At 37.7% G+C, this 24,275-nt stretch carries 24 protein-coding genes and 2 pseudogenes; 7 read left to right on the plus strand and 19 right to left on the minus strand.

From position 1 onward, the window contains the following. Positions 1-9: 9 nt before the first annotated feature. From JM83_RS10195 to JM83_RS10210, 4 genes are read right to left on the minus strand one after another with little or no spacing between them, the layout of a single operon-like run. Positions 10-1,083, minus strand: a complete 1,074-nt coding sequence (locus tag JM83_RS10195) for an efflux RND transporter periplasmic adaptor subunit (RefSeq protein WP_144961779.1) — start codon at positions 1,081-1,083, stop codon at positions 10-12. Between the two features lie 41 nt (positions 1,084-1,124). Next, on the minus strand, positions 1,125-2,438 hold the full coding sequence (locus tag JM83_RS10200; protein ID WP_144961781.1) for a TolC family protein: 1,314 nt from the start codon (positions 2,436-2,438) through the stop codon (positions 1,125-1,127). Positions 2,439-2,455: 17 nt separating this feature from the next. Continuing rightward, positions 2,456-3,607, minus strand: coding sequence for an NAD(P)/FAD-dependent oxidoreductase (locus JM83_RS10205; RefSeq protein ID WP_144961783.1), 1,152 nt, complete (start codon positions 3,605-3,607; stop codon positions 2,456-2,458). A 2-nt stretch (positions 3,608-3,609) separates the two neighbouring features. After that, positions 3,610-3,927, minus strand: coding sequence for an ArsR/SmtB family transcription factor (locus tag JM83_RS10210; protein ID WP_261376431.1), 318 nt, complete (start codon positions 3,925-3,927; stop codon positions 3,610-3,612). Between the two features lie 846 nt (positions 3,928-4,773). On the opposite strand from JM83_RS10210, the gene JM83_RS10215 reads away from it, so the two are divergent. Both JM83_RS10215 and JM83_RS10220 read left to right on the plus strand, forming a co-directional pair. Then, positions 4,774-5,367, plus strand: coding sequence for a TlpA family protein disulfide reductase (locus tag JM83_RS10215; RefSeq protein WP_144961787.1), 594 nt, complete (start codon positions 4,774-4,776; stop codon positions 5,365-5,367). A 50-nt stretch (positions 5,368-5,417) separates the two neighbouring features. Further along, positions 5,418-7,478: a protein-disulfide reductase DsbD family protein gene (locus JM83_RS10220; protein ID WP_144961789.1), complete on the plus strand. Its 2,061-nt coding sequence runs from the start codon at positions 5,418-5,420 to the stop codon at positions 7,476-7,478. A gap of 72 nt (positions 7,479-7,550) precedes the next feature. On the opposite strand, the gene JM83_RS10225 is transcribed toward JM83_RS10220, so the two are convergent. Continuing rightward, positions 7,551-8,042, minus strand: coding sequence for an IS1595 family transposase (locus tag JM83_RS10225; protein ID WP_261376432.1), 492 nt, complete (start codon positions 8,040-8,042; stop codon positions 7,551-7,553). Beyond that, positions 8,039-8,440 (minus strand): IS1 family transposase, encoded by a 402-nt coding sequence (locus JM83_RS19150; RefSeq protein WP_186434981.1) that lies wholly within the window; start codon positions 8,438-8,440, stop codon positions 8,039-8,041. Before JM83_RS19150 ends, JM83_RS10225 begins: the two co-directional genes overlap by 4 nt. Positions 8,441-8,501: 61 nt before the next feature. Between JM83_RS19150 and JM83_RS10230 the strand changes: the two are divergent. The 3 genes and pseudogenes from JM83_RS10230 to JM83_RS10240 form a co-directional block, all read left to right on the plus strand. Continuing rightward, positions 8,502-8,876 (plus strand): annotated as a pseudogene (locus JM83_RS10230) (TIGR03915 family putative DNA repair protein); the annotation flags it as partial. Positions 8,877-8,921: 45 nt separating this feature from the next. Further along, on the plus strand, positions 8,922-9,143 hold the full coding sequence (locus tag JM83_RS10235; RefSeq protein ID WP_144961794.1) for a hypothetical protein: 222 nt from the start codon (positions 8,922-8,924) through the stop codon (positions 9,141-9,143). Between the two features lie 251 nt (positions 9,144-9,394). Then, positions 9,395-9,640 carry a hypothetical protein gene (locus JM83_RS10240; protein ID WP_144961796.1) on the plus strand — a complete coding sequence of 82 codons (246 nt, stop codon included), beginning with the start codon at positions 9,395-9,397 and terminating at the stop codon, positions 9,638-9,640. Between the two features lie 180 nt (positions 9,641-9,820). On the opposite strand, the gene JM83_RS10245 is transcribed toward JM83_RS10240, so the two are convergent. Next, positions 9,821-10,570, minus strand: coding sequence for an FGGY family carbohydrate kinase (locus JM83_RS10245; RefSeq protein ID WP_186434982.1), 750 nt, complete (start codon positions 10,568-10,570; stop codon positions 9,821-9,823). Positions 10,571-10,733: 163 nt separating this feature from the next. Between JM83_RS10245 and JM83_RS10250 the strand changes: the two genes are divergently transcribed. Beyond that, complete coding sequence (locus tag JM83_RS10250; protein WP_144961800.1) at positions 10,734-11,129, plus strand: hypothetical protein; 396 nt, start codon at positions 10,734-10,736, stop codon at positions 11,127-11,129. A 41-nt stretch (positions 11,130-11,170) separates the two neighbouring features. Beyond that, positions 11,171-12,069 (plus strand): annotated as a pseudogene (locus tag JM83_RS10255) (IS1595 family transposase). A gap of 10 nt (positions 12,070-12,079) precedes the next feature. On the opposite strand, the gene JM83_RS10260 reads toward JM83_RS10255, so the two are convergent. From JM83_RS10260 to JM83_RS10315, 12 genes are all read right to left on the minus strand, one after another. Further along, positions 12,080-12,655 (minus strand): PepSY domain-containing protein, encoded by a 576-nt coding sequence (locus JM83_RS10260; RefSeq protein WP_144961802.1) that lies wholly within the window; start codon positions 12,653-12,655, stop codon positions 12,080-12,082. Positions 12,656-13,039: 384 nt separating this feature from the next. Further along, complete coding sequence (locus tag JM83_RS10265; RefSeq protein WP_144961804.1) at positions 13,040-13,672, minus strand: hypothetical protein; 633 nt, start codon at positions 13,670-13,672, stop codon at positions 13,040-13,042. An 11-nt stretch (positions 13,673-13,683) separates the two neighbouring features. Next, positions 13,684-14,373 carry a HupE/UreJ family protein gene (locus JM83_RS10270; protein ID WP_144961806.1) on the minus strand — a complete coding sequence of 230 codons (690 nt, stop codon included), beginning with the start codon at positions 14,371-14,373 and terminating at the stop codon, positions 13,684-13,686. Between the two features lie 53 nt (positions 14,374-14,426). Continuing rightward, positions 14,427-14,642, minus strand: coding sequence for a hypothetical protein (locus JM83_RS10275; RefSeq protein ID WP_144961808.1), 216 nt, complete (start codon positions 14,640-14,642; stop codon positions 14,427-14,429). A 255-nt stretch (positions 14,643-14,897) separates the two neighbouring features. Beyond that, complete coding sequence (locus tag JM83_RS10280; RefSeq protein ID WP_144961810.1) at positions 14,898-15,149, minus strand: (2Fe-2S) ferredoxin domain-containing protein; 252 nt, start codon at positions 15,147-15,149, stop codon at positions 14,898-14,900. Between the two features lie 59 nt (positions 15,150-15,208). After that, positions 15,209-16,486, minus strand: a complete 1,278-nt coding sequence (locus JM83_RS10285) for an MFS transporter (protein WP_315897861.1) — start codon at positions 16,484-16,486, stop codon at positions 15,209-15,211. Positions 16,487-16,513: 27 nt separating this feature from the next. Further along, on the minus strand, positions 16,514-17,713 hold the full coding sequence (locus tag JM83_RS10290; protein WP_144961814.1) for an efflux RND transporter periplasmic adaptor subunit: 1,200 nt from the start codon (positions 17,711-17,713) through the stop codon (positions 16,514-16,516). Positions 17,714-17,746: 33 nt separating this feature from the next. Continuing rightward, positions 17,747-22,147 (minus strand): CusA/CzcA family heavy metal efflux RND transporter, encoded by a 4,401-nt coding sequence (locus JM83_RS10295; RefSeq protein ID WP_144961816.1) that lies wholly within the window; start codon positions 22,145-22,147, stop codon positions 17,747-17,749. Positions 22,148-22,346: 199 nt separating this feature from the next. Continuing rightward, the gene (locus JM83_RS10300) at positions 22,347-22,733 is read right to left on the minus strand and encodes a hypothetical protein (protein ID WP_231556166.1); all 387 of its coding nucleotides are present in this window, start codon (positions 22,731-22,733) and stop codon (positions 22,347-22,349) included. 137 nt (positions 22,734-22,870) lie between these two features. Further along, positions 22,871-23,293, minus strand: coding sequence for a DsrE family protein (locus tag JM83_RS10305; protein WP_144961818.1), 423 nt, complete (start codon positions 23,291-23,293; stop codon positions 22,871-22,873). A 91-nt stretch (positions 23,294-23,384) separates the two neighbouring features. Continuing rightward, complete coding sequence (locus JM83_RS10310) at positions 23,385-23,786, minus strand: DoxX family protein (RefSeq protein ID WP_144961820.1); 402 nt, start codon at positions 23,784-23,786, stop codon at positions 23,385-23,387. 69 nt (positions 23,787-23,855) lie between these two features. After that, entirely contained in the window at positions 23,856-24,227 is a 372-nt protein-coding gene (locus JM83_RS10315; protein WP_144961822.1) for a hypothetical protein, read from the minus strand. Between the last annotated feature and the right edge of the window lie 48 nt (positions 24,228-24,275).

The raw sequence follows: 24,275 nt of genomic DNA on the forward strand, positions 1-24,275 counted from the left end.
CAGGTCCCTTTACTCTACACTAAGCCTGGCTCCGTTATAAAGCTTTCCTTCGGCACCTGTGATATATTGCTCCTCGGCTTTAAGGCCCGATAATACTTCAATATTATCACCGTAACTTCTGCCGGTACGTATCCATCGAAGCACAGCTGTATTTTGAGTGCTCACCGTGTAAATACCTTTTAAATCCCCACGGGTAATAATGGCCGATTCAGGTATTAATATTGTCTGGGAGGTGTTTGTTTTTTCAATTGGAAACTGTATGCTCACATACATTCCTGAAAGTATATCAGCATTGGTTTCCTGCAAACTTATTTTTACGGGATACTGTCCACTGGTATTTTTTGCTGAAGTTCCTACCTCACTTACTTTTCCTTCAATAGTTTTATCTATGGATTTCACAAGCACCTTCACCGAGGTTCCCGGTTGAATTGACGAAATTTCCGATTCTGGAACTGTTGCCCTTACTTCAAAAGCTCCGGGAGCTTCCATTGCCAGCAGGGGCATTCCCGGGTTGGCCAGAGTACCTTCTTCTGCAAATTTATTGGTAATCACCCCGCTAAAGGGAGCCCTAATGTTCACATAGGCAAACTGGGATTCTGTTTCATTTTTCATTTGCCTGGCGGCTTCTAGCCTCGCTTTGGCCATTTCATAATTGGCCGTAACATCATCCAGTTCATTTCTGGAGGCGCTATTTTCTTCAAATAAAGATTTAAAACGCTCGTAATCTTTTTCGGCATTGTTATATGCTGCGGTAGCTTCGGTGATTTTAGCATTTACCTGCGCCAGCTGTGCCTGCAAATCGGAATTATTTATAGATATCAATAGCTGGCCTTTTTTAACCTTATCACCAATGTTTACATGAATTTTGTTTATAAAACCCATCATTCGGGTGCTCAGATTGGCATTGTTTACAGCTTCAATTTTTCCGCTCACGGTTACAAACGGATTGGTGCCCTCAGCGGGCGAACTAAGACTGACTTTAATGGCGGCTTTTTTATCGGTTGCGGTTTTGTCTTCGTCCCCGCCACAGCTTATTAAAAGTCCAGCGGTTAAAAGAGCAAGGGTGTATAATTTAATTTGCATAGTGTCTATATTAATTCTTTATTTCAATATTTTTTCCGGACTTACCCAGCACTTAAAAAGTCCAAGTACGCCAGCGCATAATTGTATTCATAAACTGTCTGGAAATACTCCAGTTCTTTTTCTGAATATTGGGTTTCGGCCATCAACAGGTCGGTGGTTTTCTCCAGTCCTTGTTTAAAGCGGTTTGTTAGAATGCGCAGTGATTCTTTAGACTGCTCGATGGCGAGACTGGTAAGCCTGAGTTTGTTTTCGGCATCTGTTAAAGCCCGTTTCGCCTTGTTCAGTTCCAACTGACTTTTAGATACATATTGCTCATATTCAAGCTTTGCCTTTTCATATTCGGCTTTACTTTTATCGGCTTTACCAAAACGTTTTGTTCCCTGTAGGATGTCCCAGCTTAGTGCCATCCCAACCAGATAGCCATTGGCATCACCAGTGAATAATTCATCGTCATACAGCTCGTAGCTTCCAAAAGCATTCAGGCGGGGCAAAAAAGCCATTTGATCGGCCTGGTGCATCTTTTTACGTACTTCGGTAGCCATTTCCATGGCTTTAATATCAGCACGTTCCGCTAGTACTTTTCTAGAGGATGCTTCAGGCAGTGATTCCAGCTGAAGGGAATCTAAAGGCATCAGTATGACCCCCTGGGGTTCATTCATTAGAAAAGACAGGTAATCTGAAGCATTCTTAACATTACTCTTGGCATATTGCAATTGATTGTCAACCTCGGTTACACGCACTTCTACTATTAACACATCAGACCTCTGTAAATATCCTTGCTTCAATCTGTCATTGGCGAGTTTCTTATTGGCAAGTGTAGCCTCCTTTGCCTTTTCCAGAACAGCTACGGCCTTGTGGGCCAATTGTAACTGCATATAGGATTTTTCAACTTCCAGCATCATATATTCTTCAGTGCGCTGGGTTCGAAATTCACTGGCTTCCATTTTACTTCTAGCTGCTTTTCGTTGGTAAATGCCGTCCATATTAATTAGGGGTTGTTCTACCGCTATCTTGGTGGCAAAATTTTCAATTCTGTCGGGATTATTCAGTAAGTCAGGATTAAAATCACTCTGGGAAATAATCTCCTGATTTAATTTGGAACCAAAAGCCATCAGCGGATTGTTGGTGGTAAACCCAGTATGGGACAATTTTATATTGGGAAGAAATACCGCATTGGTTTGGCGGTAATCTGCTCTAGCTTCAAAGAATTCCTGTTCAGATATTTTAAGTTTCTGGTTGTTTTCCTTTACTCTGGAAATAACTTCTTCTTTTGCTATGGTTCTTACTTCCTGGGCCTGAAGCACCAGTCCAAATAAAAAAATAGTGATATATAATGGAAGTTTACTAGCTATCATAATTTAAAGTGTTTTCTCTAGAAATTTTTAAAAATCCAATATTTTTCAGACCACCATTTTTTTATATGCCCCCAATGATCTGGTGTTTTTAAATCTACCTTTTCATTGGAAGTGGTATAAAAATGTCCTTTCGCAGGTATTGCTTTTCCCTCCCCAGATTCTATAAAATATTCACCTTCGGCATTAAAGGTTTGGTCGGACACCTTATTTCTCATTTTTCGGCCAATATTGTGGGCTACAATTTTAGCCTGACTACGTGCGAAAACCCCTAATTTTGGTAAGGGAGTTCCAGATTCAAGGGTTAAATCTATGATGTCCCCTATCCCATATACATTGGGATACGCTGTCTCCATGGTGAGTTCGTCGACCTCAATCCAACCAGATTTTCCTGCCAAATTGCTTTTTCTGATAACACTAGGACTCAGGTGTTCAGGCGTAAAAGCCAATAAATCAAAACTGTAGTTCTCAAAGTCGTCAAATTCCAGGGAATTTTTTGTAGCAGCAGTAATTTGATGTGAACTAAAGTATTTAATCCCCTTCTTCATCAGTAAAGATTTTAACTCACTTGAAGCTTCCTCTCCTGCAAATTCCATAGGTTCTTTTTCGGGTGTATAGATTGAAATCTCGGTTTTATCGCTTAATCCTTTATTAGAGATATAATCTTGAATTAACATCGCTGCTTCATACGGAGCGGCCGGGCTTTTATATGGTAGTGAGGAAATTAAAACAGCGATTTTTCCTCCCGTGAATCTTTCTAGTTCTGCATAAAACCCCTCTGCGCCTTTCAGCTGAAAAAAATTATAACCATATTCATCAAGTTTATATTTGGCTTGCTGTTCCACACCCAGGGAAACTACCATATAATCCCCTTTGTATACTTTGTCTTTAACGGTAACTGAAATGTTTTCTGGATCTACTTTCTCAATCTCCCCCTTTACAACCTCGAGTCCGGAGGCCTCTATATTTTTGGTAGATTTATAAATTTGATCGGGTTTTCTTTTACCCACCATTAACCAGGGTAGAGAGGGAGAAAAAACACTCTGTTCTTCTTTTTCGAAGACAATAATTTTTAATAAGTGAATATTATCTTCATTACCACTATTTATACTGAGTTCTCTGGCAATTTCTATCCCACCAATACCTGCACCTAATATTAAAATTGTTTTCATTTTTATGAGTTTTTTAGTAATTCCTGTTGTTCTTGTATGTTTTGAAATAGGACTTCATGCATCAATTGGCAAGCTTGCCCAACTTTTTTTGATATGAGGGAATAATACCTACATTGCCCATCCCTTCTAACCTTTAAAACCCCTTTTTCTACCATTATTTTAAGATGTTGGGAAAGGTTCGATTTTAGGCTGCCAGTGGCTTCTAAAATCTTCGCAAAACATAATTCTTCTTCCCTTAGTAAGTGGATGATCTCCATTCTTATAGGATGCGCCAAGGCTTTACATACATCTGCTTGTAATTCAAAAATTCTTTTGTTCATTATAGTAATTGTTTATTAGTTTATAAAACACTAAACAAATTTTGTAAATAGTTGAGATATAAGGCTCGCAATTTATTTATACAAATGAAGGCTTTGTAATTAAAGTAAAATATGATGAATGTCATATTCGCTAACTATTTTATGGAAGAGTTTAAAAGCCTATTCAACTTTATAGGCCTACTCGAAGGAAGATGAATTGAAAAAAGTATTAAAAATCGTCTCTACTTTATATAAAAAACAAAACAAAACAGAAGAATTACAAGTTGGGCTATGCTTTTTCTTGGTAACATTTGTTACAGATGCCTTCATCTATAATAATTATCTTTGAAATCTATGGCACACAAGGCTTATATAGCAATTTTTCTTGTCTTTATTCTACTGGGCAAGTTTGTTACCTTGGATACCAATATTCTGAATAAGTTGGTAAATTCCGATAAGATAAGCTATGTAAAGAAGTCATGTGATTTGAAAAACAATAAAAATTCTCTTGATTTTGAATTCACTCAAATTCAGGATGGAATTCAAATTACCTTTCATTCCTTTTGTAATTCGGTGTTTCAAATAGAATCACTACCCACTTTTGATCTAAGAATCCCTTCAAACTTTAAACGTAATTTCAAGCCTATTCTAGCTGAAACCAAAACGTTTAATCACAAATTTGTTCCTCCTCCTAAATTATCCTGATTTAACTTAAAGTTCAGTTTTTATTGAACTTTCAATTCTTACTGAGAAGCTGGCTTGTCCTGCTTCCAATCTAATTTTACTTACTAATCAGGCGAAATACCTTTCAACTTGCATTTTATAAAACATTGATCGCATGTCCGGTATTTTATTAAATAATTAAAAATGAATAAAAAAACAAAAAATAATCTTATAGAATTCGGCATTACAGGAACTATTATCCTCACATTGTTTTTAACAGGATTACATACTGAAGTTTTCGGGTTTGTACAACGAGGCATATTGAAAACCGGTTTGATGGATCCAGATGTGGAGTCGAAGTCTACAGCGGCAGAACTATCAAAGAACCCTAAGGCAGATTTCAATTTAAGTCTTATCAATTCCAAAGGGGAGCGTGTGGAAATGGAGGAACTTCGTGGCAAAGTGATCTTCTTTAATATTTGGGCCACTTGGTGCCCTCCTTGTGTGGCAGAAATGCCTGGAATAAATAATATGTACAATGATATGAAAGGCGATGATATTGCTTTCATTATGCTTTCTGTAGATAACGATTTTCAAAAAGCAATTGATTTTAATAAAAGAAAAGGCTATGATTTTGAAGTTTATAAATTGGCAGGTAGCTTACCACCTATGTATGCGTCACAAGCCATCCCAACTACTTATATAATTGATTCCAAGGGAAACTTGGCCCTAACCCATGAAGGTATGGGAGATTATGATAGCAAAGAATTTAAAGCATTTTTAACTAGTCTCAAATAAGCAGCAACTTGTTACGTATCATTTTTTAATAATTAGTTAAAAATAGTGTTATGAGATCTAGAAATCTTTATTTACTCTTATTTATAGTTTTTGTCTCCTCGTTTTCAACATTTGGTCAGGTAATACCACCGCCTAATTGGGAGGTATCAATAGATATGAAGAACCCAAAGGTAGGAGATACTTTGGTTTTAAGCTTTAAGGCAGAAATACCTGAGGATTGGTATTTATATTCCAGTGATTTTGATCCCGATCTGGGACCAATGATCACTGAAATTAATTTTATTGAAAATTCTGATTTTGAAGTTATTGGGGATCTTATTCCAATAGGCTCAAAAGAAAAATATGATCCATTATGGGAAGGTAACTACACCTATTTCATTGATAAAGCGGAATTTCAGCAACAAGTAATGGTATTAAAGAACGATCCATTTATTGAAGCGGTAGCTATTTATCAAATCTGTTCTGATGTGACGGGACAATGTATTCCTTTTGAGACAGATTTGACATGGAGTAAAGAGGAAGAATTAGAAGCAGTTCAGAAAGGAGATGTAGATAGCCTTACGAAAGATTTAAAATCCTTTAAAAATGATTTTAAAGTTGAAGAGAAGGAGGAGGGCGGAGCTTTTATTTTTACTTTTTTCCTACTTTCCTTTGGTGCTGGGCTGGCAGCTTTACTTACTCCCTGTGTTTTTCCTATGATCCCCATGACGGTAACCTATTTTACCAAATCTAGCGGAAGTCGCGCAAATGGCATCAGCCAGGCCTTATTGTATGGGGTTTCGATTATTTTAATTTATACCCTAATAGGAACTGTCTTCTCTTTGTTTTTTGGAGCAGAATTTGCTAATTTTCTTAGTACCCATTGGCTTCCTAATCTATTTTTCTTTGCAGTTTTCTTGTTATTTGCATTATCATTTTTTGGATTATTTGAAATTCGATTACCAAACTCTTTTGTAAATAAAATAGATGCGCAATCCAACAAAGGTGGGATCTTGGGAATATTCTTTATGGCATTTACTTTGGTATTGGTTGGTTTTAGTTGCACTGGTCCAATTGCAGGAACCATCCTTTTACAGGCTGCAAGTGGAGAAACCTTAAAACCATTAGTTGGGATGCTGGGCTTCTCGTTAGCTTTTGCACTTCCCTTCACATTATTAGCCATCTTTCCGCAGTGGTTGAAATCTTTGCCGAAAAGTGGAAGCTGGCTTAATACCGTTAAAGTGGTGCTAGGTTTTGTAGAACTGGCATTGGCTCTAAAATTTTTAAGTATAGTAGATCAGGTGTATCATTGGGATTTTCTAGATCGTGATATATACCTAGCACTTTGGATCGTGATTTTTTCATTTCTAGGATTTTACTTATTGGGTAAAATTCAATTTCCTCATGAAAAGAAAACGGAGAGTGCTTCAGTAGCTAGGGTCATATCTGCCATATTGGTTTTTAGTTTTGTGGTCTATTTGATTCCCGGATTGTTTGGAGCTCCTCTAAAGCCATTAGCTGGCTATTTGCCACCTTTGGGAAGCCAGAGTTTTAATATGCTTTCATCAAGACCTGAAATGCTAAGCTTAAGCGAAAACAATCTCACAGAGTGTGAGGCTCCTAAATATGGTGATTTTTTAGAGCTGCCGCATAACATCCAGGGATATTTTGATTATGACCAGGCACTGGAATGTGCCCAAAAGCAAAACAAACCCTTATTTATTGACTTTACGGGACACGGGTGTGTGAATTGTAGAGAGATGGAAGCTACAGTTTGGAGTGATCCTGAAGTTTTAAAACGCCTCAAAAATGATTATGTGGTTGTGGCACTCTATGTAGATGAAAAAACAGAATTACCAGAATCTGAATGGTACATCTCCGATTATGATGGAAAAACAAAGAAGACCATTGGGAAACAGAATTTGGATTTTATGATCCAAAAGTTAAATGCCAATGCCCAGCCTTACTATACCTTAGTAGATACTAATGGCTCGTTATTGAGTACACCAAAAGGCTATGATCTAAATGTTAAAAATTTCGTTGAATTTTTGGATAATGGCACGCAAGAATTCGAAGCAAGACAAGAAAAAAATAGTGCATCTACCGGAATAGTTCAGCAAGAAAATGAATGAAAATCACCGTATATTTAGTTGCCTAATTATTTAAAAATGTTGATTAAATAGAATGTTCCTAAAAAATTTAGGTTATCTTTTAGAAAGTTGTGGAACTATCAATTTCTCATACTTCCTTTCGATAGAGCTATAGATTTTTATTGCACCGATGTTCTTGGCGACGCACCTTGCAAGTTCCAAGCCCTGTAGGGCGGATTTCTTTATCTTTTCCAGAAAGACAAACCAGTTCAAGTAGCCCCAAAGGTACTTGGTCGAAACCCCATAAAACTTCTTGACCCATCTCTCATAGCGGTTGTCTCGGGAATTGACGTGCTGTACGTGATAGCACCTGTCCTTTACATGTTGGCGCGACGCCACAAAGGTATGGTGCTCGAGTTCGTTGTCCCTTGCCCATTTGATTATCGAAGGATGGGAATCGGAATACAGTACGTTGCCCGGTGCGATGAGCCCACCTATCGTGTTCTGGACGCTTTTCGCATCTATCCTGCCGATCTTTGCCACAAGCATGGTCCTCCCGTCGTTCCTGCCCGAGGCGACCACCACCGAGACCTTGTCGTTGCTCACGCCCCTTTTGGTTTCCCTGTCGCTGGGCCTCTTGTAGGATCCCTTCCAAGGTTCCGCCGCCCCTTGTCGTTGATGTCTAACTGCTTGTCGTCGCACTCCACCACCAACAACAGGTATTCTTGGAACTTTTCCAGCTTCTTTATGCCGTCAACGGCAGTACCGGTAAAGTCGTTGAAGGTCTTGTGGCAAGACCTGCACGTGTAGCGCCTGCGCCCCTTGTAGTGCCCGTGACCGTATATGTCCAAGTCTTCGCAGTGAGGGCAATACACCGGGCGGTCGTTGCCGATGTCCCAGCCCACAAGCCCTAGGTCGGGGACGTTGAGCCCCCGATGGAGAAGCTGCGCCAGCTCGATCTTCTCGGCTCGATCCAGATCGTTTAAAATATTGCGTAAATCCATTTGTCGTAAATTTGATCGATGTATAAATAATAAATTTCCACATTATTCTAAAACATAACCATTTCAATTAACCAAGGATGAGATCTTTTTTGCTTCTATAGAACCAGATTTTAACGTTTTACCAATTATTTTGAAACATTTTAGAAGCCGATATGCCGATCAAAAATGGATTATTTATGATTTAAAACGAAATTTTGGATTATTTTATAACTTGCAGGAAACCAGTTATATAAATTTCGATTTTAAATCAAATAAGCATCTCTATTCCGCAAACACCAGTATTTACTGTATTTCAGAAATAGATTTTCAAAAATTATGGCAAGGATATTTTAGAAGCACCAATATAAAATCCAGAGAAAACTTGAAATCACACCTTCAACATGTACCCAAAAGATATTGGAAATATTTAACTGAAAAGAGTTCTTGGCAAAATTAAAAAATAGTTTAAATTTGCGGTTCAACTAATTAAACATATTTTACAATGAAAAAATTATCTTTATTATTATTGGCTGCTGTATTCTCTTTATCAATCTATTCTTGTAGAGAAACAACAGAAGAAAAAACAGAAGACGCTATAGAAGATGCTGCTGATGACATGGACGACATGGAACATGACGTGGAAGCTGCTGCTGATAACGTTGGAAATGAAGTTAAAGAAGAAATTGATGGAACTGATGGCGTAAATGGGGATGACGATTTATAGTCTGTTACATTTATAAATTTTAAAAGCCATCTTAATAAAATAAGATGGTTTTTTCAGTTTAATTATTAAATTTTTGCTTGTCCGTAAAGTATCCTAAACTGAAAAATGACGTCATTCTGTCCCGACCGATCGGGAGTTTCAGAATCTCATTTCAATGTAAATCAATGCAATATTGAGACCCTGAAATAAATTCTGGGTGACGAAAGAGCTTTTAGGACAGAAAACGGATATACATTTTAAATTTAAATCTTATGAAAAAATTATTTTTAATATTGATGGTTGCTGCGATGGCAACATCGGTATATTCTTGTAGGGAAACAACTCAAGAAAAGACTGAGGAGGCTTTGGAATCTATTGGGGAAGATATAGAAGAAAACACAAAAAAGGCCGCAAATAAAATTGAAGAAGGAGCCGAAAAGGTAGCAAAAGAAATAGATGAAGAGGTTCATAATACAGATGATGTAAACGGCGAAGAAGCCGCAGATGATATGAACTAACATCATACTCTTAAAAATAAAAAACCGCCAATTGGCGGTTTTTTATTTTTCTAGTCAATTTCAAATTGGACTCCTCGCTTTTTTCTACGCAGAACCTAAATTTAATCATTAGAATTCCCCGATGGCTCTGCCTCGGAGGTTTTAGAGGAAAGTTTGAAAACGGATGGTTTTCATAAAATGTTATAACTTTCTTCCGTTGAATACCTCGACGGCTCTGCCTCGAGGATTTTTTAATTGTTCTGTTGTTAATGTTTCTTTGCTAAATGGGTTCATGCAAATAATCCAGGTACCTGTAGATAATAAAATGAATTCCTTATTGGAACTTTCATTATCCTCCAATACAGGAATAATGGAAGACGAACTATCGTGCAAGCCTTTGCCCACTGCCATTTCTTGCCCGTTAACTATTGATAAAGTTGCATTTTTACCAGGTTGTGGTTCTGGTAATTTAATGTTTTCTTTACTTAACCAGCTATGGTATTGCATCGTATCAACATCCCAGATTGCGGTGTGCCCCCCAAGCGAAGTGTAATCGGCTGTTACTTTTTTTGAAAAAAGATAACTTAAATATTGAGGGTAATGTAAGATGGAACCTACTTTGGACCAAAAGTGAGGTTTGCTATGTTTTAGCCAATACATTTGTAAGCCTGAATTTAACATACCATAAGCAGGTGATGCTGCTTTTCTCGAGAATTCTTCTACACCACCATTTGCTTCATAAAGCGGGTTAAAATCAATCTTCAATGGTTTTAAGTAGTTGTAAAGCGGTGTAATCATATTTCCTTCTTTATCCAAATAGACCAAAGTAGCACCATGAGTAGAGAAGTTAATAGCATTTATGGTAAATTCATTAATCTCTTGAATGGTTTTAATCTCGTTTTTTATCCAGGCTTCAATAGATTCTATATCTAAAATTACTAGACCGATCAAAATCCGAACGTAATTTTAGACCACTTTTTGTCGGACTTACATGGCCTTCGCATTGGAACGAAGGATTTTCTAATGTTGCCAGCTTCTTTAATAAAACAAATGATGCAGATGAAATAGGAATGATGTTGGCGAACATATTCTTAAATGGTCACTTACTGAAAAAATGGAGAATAAAACCTCGAACCACAAAACTATTGTTCTTGATCATAGTTTTGGTGCCAAATTAATGTTGCGTGCTGTTATGGGCGCTAGTATGATGAAAGAGGAATCTCACCCAGTAGATCTTTTAATCAATCTAGAATCAGCATATAGTATTAACCGTAATTCCAAAAAAGGGATGGAAGAGACATACGACTATCAAGAGAGGAAAAAATATGCTGATCATATTGCCTTAATATGGAGCGAACACGACAAGGCAGTTACTAAGGCATTCTATGCTCTTTTTGCTGGAAGTCGGAGAGCCTATAAAAAAGTAACTAAATTAAGAACCAGGAATAATTATAAAAATATTGAAGTAGCAAAAGTAGAAAATGTTGGTAAAATAAATTTTTTGAGTTAGTCATTTAAGTTCTGTAATTTGGTATCAACAAAACGGCTATTATGGAAGATTTTAAAGGGCAGAGTATACTAAACTTTATAAAAGAACTGCCAAATGATGATGCTTGCAAGGCATATCTAGCGAAGATAAAGTGGCAGGATGGCTTTACCTGTATGAAATGCGGCCATCAAAAAGGTTGTGAAAAGGCTGGCCATAAATATCAGTGCTACGGTTGCCAGCACGTAGAGAGTTCCACTGCAAACACCTTGTTCCACAAGGTCAAGTTCGGACTGCAAAAGGCTTTCTGCGTTGTCTTTGAAATGAGCACCAGCAGTAAGAGCGTTTCAAGTATCCAGATGGGCAAACGTTTTGATATCCGTCAGGGAACAGCCTGGTATTTTATGCAGAAAGTCAGAAAGGCGATGAAGAGCAGTCAAAGATATCCCTTGTCAGAGTTGATCCATGTCGATGAATTTACCGTTGGTGGAAAAGAAGAGGGAAAACAGGGAAGAAGCTATGATTCCAAGAAGAAAAAAGCTGTTATCGCCGTTGAGCTGAGCGAAAAGCACCAGATTAAAAGAGTCTATGTAAAATCCATCGATGATTATTCGGCAAAGTCATTGACCCCGATATTTGAAGAGCACATCAGCAAAAATCGTTACTGACAAATGGAAAGGTCATGAACCTTTGAAGGCGTTGTACAATATTGAGCAGAAGTTCAGTGACCAAGGCAAGAACTTCAAGGAACTACATATCGTTATAATGCAATTGAAATCTTGGTTGAGGGCTATTCCGAACCATGTTAGTAAATAAATGGCATATCCCATCCTACTTTGATGAGTTCTGTTTTAGGATAAACCGCTCACAGAGCAAACAAAGTATCTTTCACCAAACAATAGAAAGAATGGTGGCCGCTAATCCAACATTTCAAGGAAGTATAAAACAGTCGCTAAACGTATAACTCAATAAATTTATTTCCTCGCGTTGTTTTTCATGCGTTTTGGCTCATACCAGAGCCAAAAACCAGTTACTGAGAACAGAAGGAGTGCCACGCCCATAATGCTGGTATAACTCACTTTTATGATTCCATTAGGTGTCTTAAAATAATCGTCCAGAATAGAGCCATCGTGAACCTGCTCTACAAAGTCGGCTCGTCGAATTCCTATCTGCAACAAATCTCCGGTGGCACCATCCAGTTGAATACTGTTGAGATGCTCTGCAAAAATGAATTTCACAATGCCTTTTTCTTTGCGTATATCTATGCGGTCCAGTTCTAGGGAAAGTGTTCTCCCTACAGAGTCATGAAGCACTTTAAAGGCTTTCTGCTCTAAATCTGCCAGAGGCAGCCATTCTACCAATTTCGAAGAAGTTCCATTAGTAGTTGCCGGCAACAACATCCCGCCGCTGTGCTTCTTCCATCCCAATAACACCCCAGATACCGATATAAAAATAAAAAATACGAATAGGAAAATACCCATAATGCGATGTATTTTTCGCGTATTGCGTAGCAGTTTGGCTTGTTTTTTTCGCGTATTTTTTACTGCCATTTCAATTTATTTATATTTGTCGCACGGCTGACTTTATTTATATTGTATTTTTCGGGAACTACCAATTGAATACACAAGTAATTACAACCAAATTTAAAACTTTAGCGGAAAACAAACCACCTAAAATAACCACAACCATTGGGCTTTGAATTTCAAAATCAAGCTCTCTATGCTTATCTACATTTAAAACCTATTTGCTTCAATACGGAAACAATACAAACGAAAACAGTGATTTAGATAAATTATTTTAAAATCATTACTAATAATATATCTCAATTTCAATGTGGAATCTTTTATGAATCTATATAAACATAATTTGTGCCTACTAAATGGAAGGCTATTTCAATTGGATAGAAATTAACCTTCCATTTGCAGGACTTAAAATTATAATGCGTACTGCCCTTTTAACCTTAAGTTCACCTCTACATCCTCATCACTGGTATTTCTAAAAAACCATCCGTGTTTTCCTTCATAAGGAGCAAAAAAAGTACCGACCATATTGTTGGAGTTGGCAATGGTGTAACTTTCAAAGTAAACTTCCTTCACCTCTTTTTCTTGTTTTACTTCACCGTGAAAATCGAAATAGAGTATCTCCCCATTCGTGGTAGTCCATTCGTATTTCATTTTCCCATGCTTAAGCATATTTATTTTAAATTCAATTCCTTTTCCTGCTGGTACAATGACTTTGGTTTCATCTTCCTGCAAACTTAATTGAGTATTTGGAGGAGGATTATCGGCCTCTTTAGGTCTTTCCACAGTAGGCCCTGAACCTGCTTTTTCTAGCTTGATTATTTGGGTAGAAGGATTTGCGGCAATAACTCCTAAATTATTTGTTTCGGCTTTTTCGGGAACGTAAAGCTTGCTAAATCCCAACAGTTCTCCAGTACCTGTGGGATCCATTCCAAATTCTGCTGGCAATACTGCTATTACTAATAACAGCGCACCAACAAGAAGTGAAATTAGTGTCGCTTTTATAATTTTACTTTTTTCCAATACTGGATGCTTCATTTCTGACATGGTTATTTTTTTTAAGATGTAAAGTAGCCTGTTAATTGAAAGCCGAGCAGTAAAAACCCAGCGGCCATAAGTGCTGTATTTGTAATTGTTGAAAATTTCATAAAACTAGGTTGTCTTCTCCATACCGTGATAAGTAGCAATACTATCGCTAAGGCAATAAATTGTCCTATTTCTACACCTATATTGAAACCTATTAAATTTGTAAATAGTCCTTCGCGGTCGAATTTGAATTCTTGCAATTTACTTGCAAGGCCAAAACCGTGAAATAATCCGAAGATTAAAACTGCTGCCTTCGTATTGGGCTGTTTACCAAAGAACTGCTTAAATCCGCCCAGATTATCGAATCCTTTGTATACGATAGATAGTGCTATAATTGCATCAATTAAGTATGCATTAATGTTAATATCTGCTAAAACACCTAAAAGTAAAGTGGTACTGTGACCAATTGTAAAAAAACTAACATATAATAGCACTTCTTTTGGTTTATATAGAAAGAAAATAACCCCTACCAAAAATAATAGGTGGTCATAACCTGTAATCATATGTTTAGCTCCTATATACAAAAAGGGCCCGAAGGCAACACCATTGTTTCCTAACAAAAAGGTTTGTGTGTTTTCATCGACACCGTGCGCAAATGCGGTAGTGCAAAATGCGCAAACAACAGTTAATACCAGAAAGGATATTATCTTTTTTATTTTCATAATAAATTAGATTTAATCCCATTGCACCTTGAGGCACAATGGGATTTCAATTATTAATGTGCGTGCCCGTGGGATTTAACCTGCTCTATACTATCCATTTTCATTTTGCGGGCCATTTGGATGCTATCCTGCGTACTCATCATTTCCATATTGTTGTCTTTATTAACATTTTCCTGGACATTCGGAGTAGCTTCCTCCTTTTTTGTTTCCTTGCAAGATGCGAATAGGGTCGTCAATGCAACTGCTGTAATAAAAAATACTCTTTTCATAATTTATTGATTTAGATATTTACTGATTTTAAAATTTTATTTTTACTGCTTTTTGGGATTCTTGTTTTGATTGTCCATAAAGTATCCTAAACTGAAAAGGGACGTCATTCTGAACTTGTTTCAGAATCTTATTTCAATGTAAATCATTGCAATATTGAGATCCTGAAATAAATTCAGGGTGACGAAAGAACTATTAGGACAAAAACCGGATATACATATTCTTGTTTCATGATTTAATTACATTTGAAACTAAATTTATTTTTTATTTAAAATATACCTCTTAAAAATTGTTCCTAAATCTTTCTCTGAAAACCATATATCGCTTGGATGAAGATGAAGCACAGGAGCCTGTTGGCATCTATCATTGCAATCCATTTTATCAACTTCAATTTTACCTTTCAAGTTATATTTCTTTATATAGTATTCTAAACGCTTTCCTTTTTTCTTTCGGCAGTTTGCACCGTTACACTGATAGATGACGGGTTTATTGTTTTTAGAATCTTCCATAATGCTATTGTTTATAGTGAACACTCAAATTTTTACTGCTACATTTTTCATAGCAAATATTAATGTATAATTGCCTTCGATTTTATTTGATCTGAATTTCTAATAGTTTCTTTTGGTCTAAGAAACAGAAATACAATCAGCAACAGCGACAAAGTGATAATTCCTCCATAGAGAAATTCCTTTTCGGGGAAATTGGTTCCCAAAAACCCGGCTATCGGATATGCGAATGCCCACCAAAGATGTGAAAACGCAAAATGGGAGCCATATACTTTTCCTTGTTCACTATCTGATATATTCTCTCCTATAAGTGTTTCTGAAGGTATTTCTGCAAGACTTTGCCCTAAACCTGCAACGATCCAAAATGCAAAGAGCAGGGAAAAATTCAGGTAATTTGCGGCACTAATTGCTAGACCCAATACTAATGCTCCCAATACTAAGGAAACCTGCCTCGATTTGGATTTATCTATAGCACCAGAAACGAAAGCAGCGACTGTTGCACCAATACCGAAGGCAGCCATAATTAAACCATAATCCTTATCGGTAAGATCCAATCCGCTTTTTACAAGAATGATTGTATTCACCAATATAAAAGCTCCGGCCATCGCTGTTACCAGTTCTATGAAAAGCGCAAAACGTATGTATTTGTTTTGAAACAAAAGTCGAATGCCTTTGGTTACATCTTGCCAAGTTGTAAGTTGTTTTTTCGAAATATCTTCCTTAGGTACATTCAAGAAATCTTTTGGAAGGGTTAAAAGCAAAATGCCCGCGACAATAAATGTAGCTGCATCAACCAAAAATATTTCGCGAGCACCCAACCAAACTGCAAGGATACCTGCCAATCCTGGCCCTAAAACTCCCAATAACTGATACGTGGCAGCCGATAGACCAATAGCTTGCCGATATAATTTCTTGTCAACTATCTGTGGAATTATAGACCTATAAGTAGGACTAAAAAAAGCATTGAAAACATTCATAAGGAATACCAAGACATAAATCTGCCATTCGGCGGTAATGAACGGTAGCAAGGCGACAAGTCCCATCCTAATAAAGTGGGTCGTGTACAGAATCTTTTTTCGGTCTATCCGGTCTGCTAGTACACCTGCAAAAGGTGAAAAGATGATAAAGGCGGTTACCCGCAATGTGAGGGCAGTGGCCAAAATTATCGCAGCCCTTCCTTCCCCAAATTGATAGGCCAATAATGCCAAACCGACCCAAGTGAAGGCATCCCCCAACAGGCTGATGGTCTGTGCGAGATATACCTTCGCAAACAGCTTATTTTGCAGTGCTTGAAAGGGTTCTATTAATTTGGATATAGCCTTGCCGATTTTTATCCTGATATCTTAAAATTATTTTTCAAATTGGGACTACTCTTCTTCTTCAGAATTTCTCAATGCAGACAAGATGGAATAAGCATTTTTGGTCACAGGCTTAAAACTGTTGACATCAGCACTTTCAGCAAAAGTTATGGCCGTGTACCCTTCCTGCTCAATTCCTTTTTTAACCTGTTCCAATCTAAATGTATAGCCGCTATCAGAATTTTCGGTTTGAAAGATTACAAAATCTTTCCCTTCATATTGAACAATAGCTTCAGAAGGGATCGCCATCTGCTTATTTGTACCGCTTTCGATCCAAGCTTTCACGTACATTCCCGGTAATAATCCTTTTTTGTCCTCTTTGTTTAAATGGCTGTAAACTGGTGTGATACGATCGCTTCCGGTAGCTTTTCCTATTAAGAAAACCTCGGCGGTACGGTTGAATTTATTATCATTGGCAAGGGAGAATTTTACGGTTTGGCCTACTTTAATTTTTCCCAGGTCTTTTTCAAAGGCGTTCAATGCCAGATGAATATCGTCCAAATTAACTACTTCAAAAAGCACATCTTGTGGGGATACATAATCACCGATGTTTACTTTGCTCGCTTTTACAAAACCTGTAATAGGGGCATAAAGGTTGGCAGTTCGGGTTATGTTGCCATTTTGGACATTACTTCTACTGATTCCCGCCAGCGCAAGCTGTTGTTCGTATGCCTTAACGCGACCTTGCGTTATTTTATAATCTGAGGAAACCTGTTGAAAGGTTTTTGCCGAATTGATATCCTCTTCCCGCAATTGTTTTTGGCGGTTATATTCTTCTTCAAGAAATTGTAGCCTGCTTAAACTTTCCAAATAATCCTGTTGTATTTGGATAAATTCAGGATTTTCGATCGTAGCCAAGACCTGCCCTTTTTTAATCGCTTCCCCAGGCAGTCTCCCGGCAGTTTTTAAATAACCTCCTAAAGGTGCAGATACAGAGGCCATACTTTTGGGCTCCACATCAATAACACCGTTGAGTTTAATAATATTGCTAAGATTTCTCATTTCTATCTGTCCGGTTTCTATTCCGGCAAGATTGTATTGATCCTTTGTAAAAGTGACCTGTTTGGCCCCGTTTGCAGCAGGTTGTTCTTTTGGCATAGAAGCTTCTGCGGAAGTTTCCGTTTTTTCTGAATCCTTGTTGCCGCACGCTACGATCAATAAGGTTGATAAAATGAGCAACGGGAATTTTGTATTGAATTTAATTTTCATCTTTTTATATTTTATATAATATCATTAAGATTTTTACAAGCCCAATAAGGCTTCTATTACAATGATGGACTGATTATATTGATAGAGGGTGTTTAGATATTCTGTCTGGATGGTATTCGCCAAAGTGAGGTTCTGCAAGTACTGTGCATAGGAAACGTTCCCACTTTTAAAGCTCTTTTCCGAATTGTTGATGATAAGCTCTGCTTGTGGCAGGGCTTCATTTTGATAGTAATTGAGCGTGCCTTGAAGTTTATAGTATTCTTGTAACAAACTTTGTAGTTCTCCTTGTAATTGGGTTTGGTTCAGCTCAAGTTGGGATTGGGCGATATCCTCTTCGATTTTTGCCGCCTTTATCTTGGAACGATGCCCTCCCGGAAAAATAGGGATAGCCATGCCTACCTGAAAATAGGAAAACCGATCACCATTATCATATTGAATGTCCTGGCCATTTACAAATTGATCGCCTATAAAGGATTGACTGTTATAACCGAACATAAGATCGGGTAAAACTTTGTTCCTCTCCACGTTGGTCTCCCGTTTTCTTACGGCCAATTGTTGTTTTAAATAAACGAACGGGGGGCTTTGTTCCACCGACTGACTTTCAATATCCAAATCGATCTCGTTAGGAACAAGTTCAGTGTCTGTAACACTTATATTATCATTGGTGTTCAATACTACCTGTAAGCGTTTTTTGGCAATTCTCATATCCGCCTCATTTTGTTGAAGCTTATTTTTTATTTGCATCGATTGTGTGGCCGAGGTCACACTTTCCAGCTTTGTGGATTCTCCTGTTTTATAACGCATTGAACTGGATCGGTCAAGATTACTGTATAGACTATCTTGACGCTGCAACAAACGTTCATTCTCCATTAGAAACATATACCTCAAATAGGCAGATTTAACATCCGCAATCAGTTCATTTTTCTCTATAATCTTGAGTTGCTCACTGCTATTGACCCTGGCTTTCGCCAACTTGAATTGACTGGTGTAAACCGTGGGAAAATTAATTCGCTGAGTAACGCCATATAGGTTGTCTTTCAACGTAGGTGTATTAAATTCGCCTCTTGAATAGGAAAATTCTGTTCGGGGTATGGTAATCGCGCCATATTTTCCCGTTTTTTCAACATCTATTTCATATTGCGCGATCTTAATGCGGTTATTATTTTGAAGGGCAATTTCAATGGCTTGCTCTAAAGTAAGTTTACGCTCCTGCGCTTGATTTGTTTCCTGTGCTTGAAGTTGCGTCGCTGGAAAAAACATACCACCGATTACAATTAAAGTGGTGGCTATTTTCTTTTTTCTAAAATTGAATTTGACCTTGCCTTCCGTAAAATAAATGTACAGGACGGGTAGAACAATCAGTGTTAGCGCTGTAGCTGTAATCAGCCCACCTATTACCACAGTGGCCAGTGGCCGCTGCACCTCTGCACCAGATGATGATGACAATGCCATCGGCAAGAAACCTAAGGCCGCTACCGTGGCGGTCATCAATACCGGTCTCAACCTCACGCGCGTACCCTTAAGAACACGTTCATAAATATCGGTCACGCCTTCTTTATCAAGCCTGTTGAATTCAGCTACCAGCACGATACCGTTTAAAACGGCCACACCAAATAATGCAATAAATCCAATCCCAGCCGATATACTGAAGGGAAGGTCTCGTATCAGAAGTGCAAAAACACCTCCAATGGCAGATAATGGTATCGCGGTAAAAATGAGCAAACTTTGTTTTATTGAACCGAAGGCAAAATAGAGCAGTATTAGAATAAGCAATAAGGCTACTGGTAAAGCGATCATCAATCTTTGATTTGCCTCTTTTAAGTTCTGAAATTGTCCGCCATAGGTTACATAATAGCCAGCCGGCATATCAACATTAGCACCCATAATCTGTTTAATATCATCGACTATGCTCTGAACATCCCTTTCACGCACATTAAATCCTATGGTAATACGCCTTTTGGCATTATCACGTTGAATCTGTACAGGTCCAGGTTCAAAGGAAACGTTGGCTACCTCACTAAGCGGAATTTGCCTTCCCTCTGGAGTGCTGACATATAAATTCTGTACATCGGTGATATCAGTTCGGTAGTCCTTATCCAATCGAACCACTAGATCAAAACGGCGTTCTCCTTCATATACAAGTCCAGCAGAAGTACCTGCAAACGCAGTTTCGATAGCATTATTTACATCCTCGATATTCATCCCATACTGGGATATCTTATCACGGTCCATTTGAATATTTATCTGCGGTAAACCTGTAATTTCCTCCACATATAAATCTTCCACACCTTCTACGGATTTTATTTTGCTACCAACATTGCTGGCCAGATCTGAAAGGATGTTAAGGTCTTCTCCGTAAATTTTGAGTACTACATCTTGTTTGGCGCCGGTCAATAATTCATTGAATCGCATTTGTATAGGCTGCTGGAAACTAAAAGTAGCGTTTGGAATAACCGATAAGGATTCCTGCATTTTCTCTATCAAACCTTCTCTTCCTTCTGCACTTGTCCAGTCCTCTTTGGGACTCAGGATTACCATCATATCTCCTGCTTCAATAGGCATAGGGTCTGTTGGTATTTCCCCTGAACCAATCTTGTTGACTACTTGCGTTACTTCATCTGGATATTCATTTAATAATATGGTCTGGGCCTTTTGGGAAACATCGATCATTTGGTCAATAGAGCTCCCAACGGGCACTCGGGTTTCCACTGCGAAATCCCCTTCGTCCAACTGCGGAATAAACTCACCACCCATATTGGCGAACACTACCAGCGTAATAACGAATAATCCTATTGCCAATCCAATTACCAAAAGCTTTGCATGAAGGGCGGCTTCTATAATAGGTCTATAAAGACGCTGAAAGAAATCCATCATCTTATCGGAAAAATTCCTTTTATGCTCCGTCTTACGGCCTAAAGCAAGGGCAGACATCATCGGAACATACGTAAGCGATAAAATCAATGCTCCCAAAATGGCGAAAGAAACCGTTTGGGCCATTGGGTGGAACATTTTTCCTGCTACCCCGCTTAAAGCCATAATGGGTAAATACACAATGAGTATAATTATTTGTCCAAATGCTGCGGAATTCATCATTTTACCAGCAGATCGTTTTACTTCGGTATCCATCTGTTCAGAAGATAATTTTTCAACTCCGGCATACTTCTTTTTACTGGTATGAATCCCGAACATCACAGATTCAACAATGATTACCGCCCCATCTACGATAAGACCGAAATCTATTGCGCCCAAACTCATCAAGTTTCCCGAGACCCCAAAGAGGTTCATCATTGATATTGCAAAAAGCATTGAGAGCGGTATAACAGAAGCCACTATCAATCCACCCCTAAAATTTCCCAGAAAGAGAATCAGTACAAATATCACAATCAACGCCCCTTCCGTAAGATTGGTAGTCACCGTTCCTATCGCACGATCCACCAATTTTTTCCTATCCAGGTACGGCTCAATGGTCACCCCTTCGGGCAAGGTTTCCTTAATCTGTTCAATTTTATCTTTTACAGCATTAATAACCGCTGAAGAGTTTGCTCCTTTTAGCATCATTACAATCCCCGTGACCACTTCGCCTTCTCCATTTCGAGTAGCAGCCCCGTAGCGTACACCGTGACCAAACTGTACTTTGGCAACATCCCTTATTAGTACTGGCGTTCCATTACTTACTTTAACAACAATCTTCTCTAGCTCTTGTAAATTATTCACGAGGCCTTCACTACGTATGAAATAGGCATTGGGTCCCTTATCAATATAAGCCCCACCAGTATTTTGATTGTTTTTTTCCAGGGCGGTAAAAATCTCCTCGATAGTAACGTTCACACTTTGAAGTTTATCGGGGTCTATCGCAATTTCATATTGCTTAACAAAACCTCCAAAACCACTGACTTCAGCAACACCAGGCGTTCCCAATAACTGCCGTTTGATAATCCAATCCTGTATAGAGCGCAGCTCCGTTGCATCGTATTGGTCCTCATATCCTTCTTTGGGATGAATCACATATTGATATATTTCACCCAGCCCAGTGGTTACGGGTGCCATTTCAGGCTCTCCCACACCCTCAGGTATATTTTTAGCTGCCAAAGACAAGCGTTCTTGAACTTGCTGTCGTGCCCAATAGAGGTCGGTATCTTCCTCAAATACAATGGTTACAATGGAAAGCCCAAAGCGGGAAAAAGAACGCATATCCTTTATCCCAGGTATGCTTACCATTGTTTGTTCAACGGGAAATGTTACAAGTTGTTCTACCTCCTGAGCTGCAAGGGTAGGGGAAACGGTTATGACCATTACCTGATTGTCCGTAATATCGGGTACGGCATCTATGGGCAGTTTTGTTAGGGAATAAACTCCCCAGCCTATAAGGAACAAGGTTAATATTCCGACAACAAGTTTGTTGTTGATCGAAAATTGAATGATTTTATCTAACATTATAGTAGAAGAATTTTAAGATGGAAAACGAAAATATGAAACACCAAGAGCTGACTTCATAGACGTTTTTTAAAAGACTATGGTTTTTAAACTAAAGATAATTAATGGTAGCTATGACAAAAGAATATTGCATAACTAAATCGTGATATAAGCAGCATCAAGCTCAAAAATGCTTGAGTGTATATAACACTTTCAGAAATTAACAAGAAGGTGGCCCCCGAAGGGTATGGGAAGGTAATGCCGAAAAATATGGAATTATAGGATAATCCCGAAAACGTTGCTTTTCAAAATTCGCGAACCAAATTTCTTGATTGTCAATGTGAACATTTAAAGGCGAGTTTTGAAAAATTTTAATTTTTACATCTAGCTTTTTAATGGTGCCCGTTACATACTTTAAACTTCTTTCATTCAAAGAATGCTGAAAGTGCTCAAAAATATGGCCAAGCTCTAGATGTTCTTGAGCTATTTGTTGAGAACCTATTTCAGAAGCAGTGGAAACGTCTTCAGCATCAATATGAGGCACGATGTCGTGGCCTATCATAATGAAGGCTGCTGCAAAGAACAGTATATTTCTAAATAGCTTCAATGCAATTGTTTGATAAAGCAGCGAATTTATGAAATTTTTTTACACTTTAGGTAAATTTAAAGTACGAAAATTTTAACTATTCGCAATCCCCTCTGATTTATTAATACACAGGGGGATTACAAATTAGTTATCTGTTATTAAAGCTCAATACTTAAATATCCTCTTTTCTGAAGTTGAAAATTATGTAACAAGCCATTGTCCACAACTTCTAACTCATGCGGTAAATCTTCTTTACTAACTTTGAATTTTTTCAAAGATAAACCACAAACTACAATTTTTACGTGGGCTTTTTTTGCTTTTGCTATAAAGCTCTTCATCATTTCCTTATCTATAAGGCTTTCAACAGTTTTTCCGCAAATGATCGCTTGAAAATCGCCAAAACTTTCTCCATCTTCTTCCGCTAGAGCCTCTGCTGTTAAAATAATAGGCTGAAGTTGAGGGATCTTTTTTGTAAGCACTACATAATTATGTGAATGCTGTGCTTGTTTAGTAGTTTGTGCATTTAGAGAATTGGTAAATGTTAGTGCTAGGATAGTTAAACCTAAAATTAGCTTTTTCATATGTATATAATTATTGTTTTTAAATGGTCATATGCAATTCGCATATGTTTATCGGTATTTGTATTTTATTTTCGTTATGCTCATTTCAAAGTTATTGTTTTTGAAATGTTTGAATGTCGTTTAAGATAAAAAATAGCAATCCCCCTAAAATTGCCATATTCTTAAAAAGAGGGCCTAAAGTATGTATTTGTCCAGCCTGCACGGTCAAGGTTATTGGAACTAAAACCGCCGCTAGCGCCATTGCCGCCCATTTGGTTTTATAACCAACTAAAAGCAAAAATCCTGCAATCATCATTAAAACTCCAGAGATGATTATCAAATACTCGGGATTGCCAAAAAAATAGGCAATTCCTTTGAACCTGGCTTGGTCAATTCGGTATATAGTCTTTTCGAGGTTTAGAATATGATTAAAACTCGCCACCAAAAATATGCCGCTCAATAAAATACGAAACAGCTGAACCGATCTATAGGAAACTGAAATGGTTGTTTTCATAAGATTCAATAGTTAATGTGAATAAATTTGTCCGGAAAAATCAGATATTTCCAAACCTTTTATCAAGAATTATACTATTGAATATTTTGGAGGCGGATATAATTTTCCGGGATGTATACTTATAACCAATGGCCTTATATATACATATTTCCTAAAATCCAGGTCCTGGGTTTCAGGAATTTCTTTTCCCACAATAAAATGATAATTATTTGAACAGATCCTGGCCAGTTTCAAGATTTGAATTGGAGAGGAGTTTTCAATATTGTGGACCGTTTCCTTCAAATTATTATCTTTCTTTTCACAGAAAGGATTAAGCAGGACTACCTGATCAGTTTTAAGCATTAAACCGATTATATCAGAATCTACCGTGACCAGTTTTCCTGAAAAAACCATCAACAGAACTATCGCTATATATTGTTTTTCGAACATAAAAGTTTTCAAATATATATGATTTTACCTCTACTCCATGTAACCATTGTTACATAAAGA

It is taken from the genome of Gillisia sp. Hel_I_86 (assembly GCF_007827275.1).
GTDB lineage: Bacteria > Bacteroidota > Bacteroidia > Flavobacteriales > Flavobacteriaceae > Gillisia.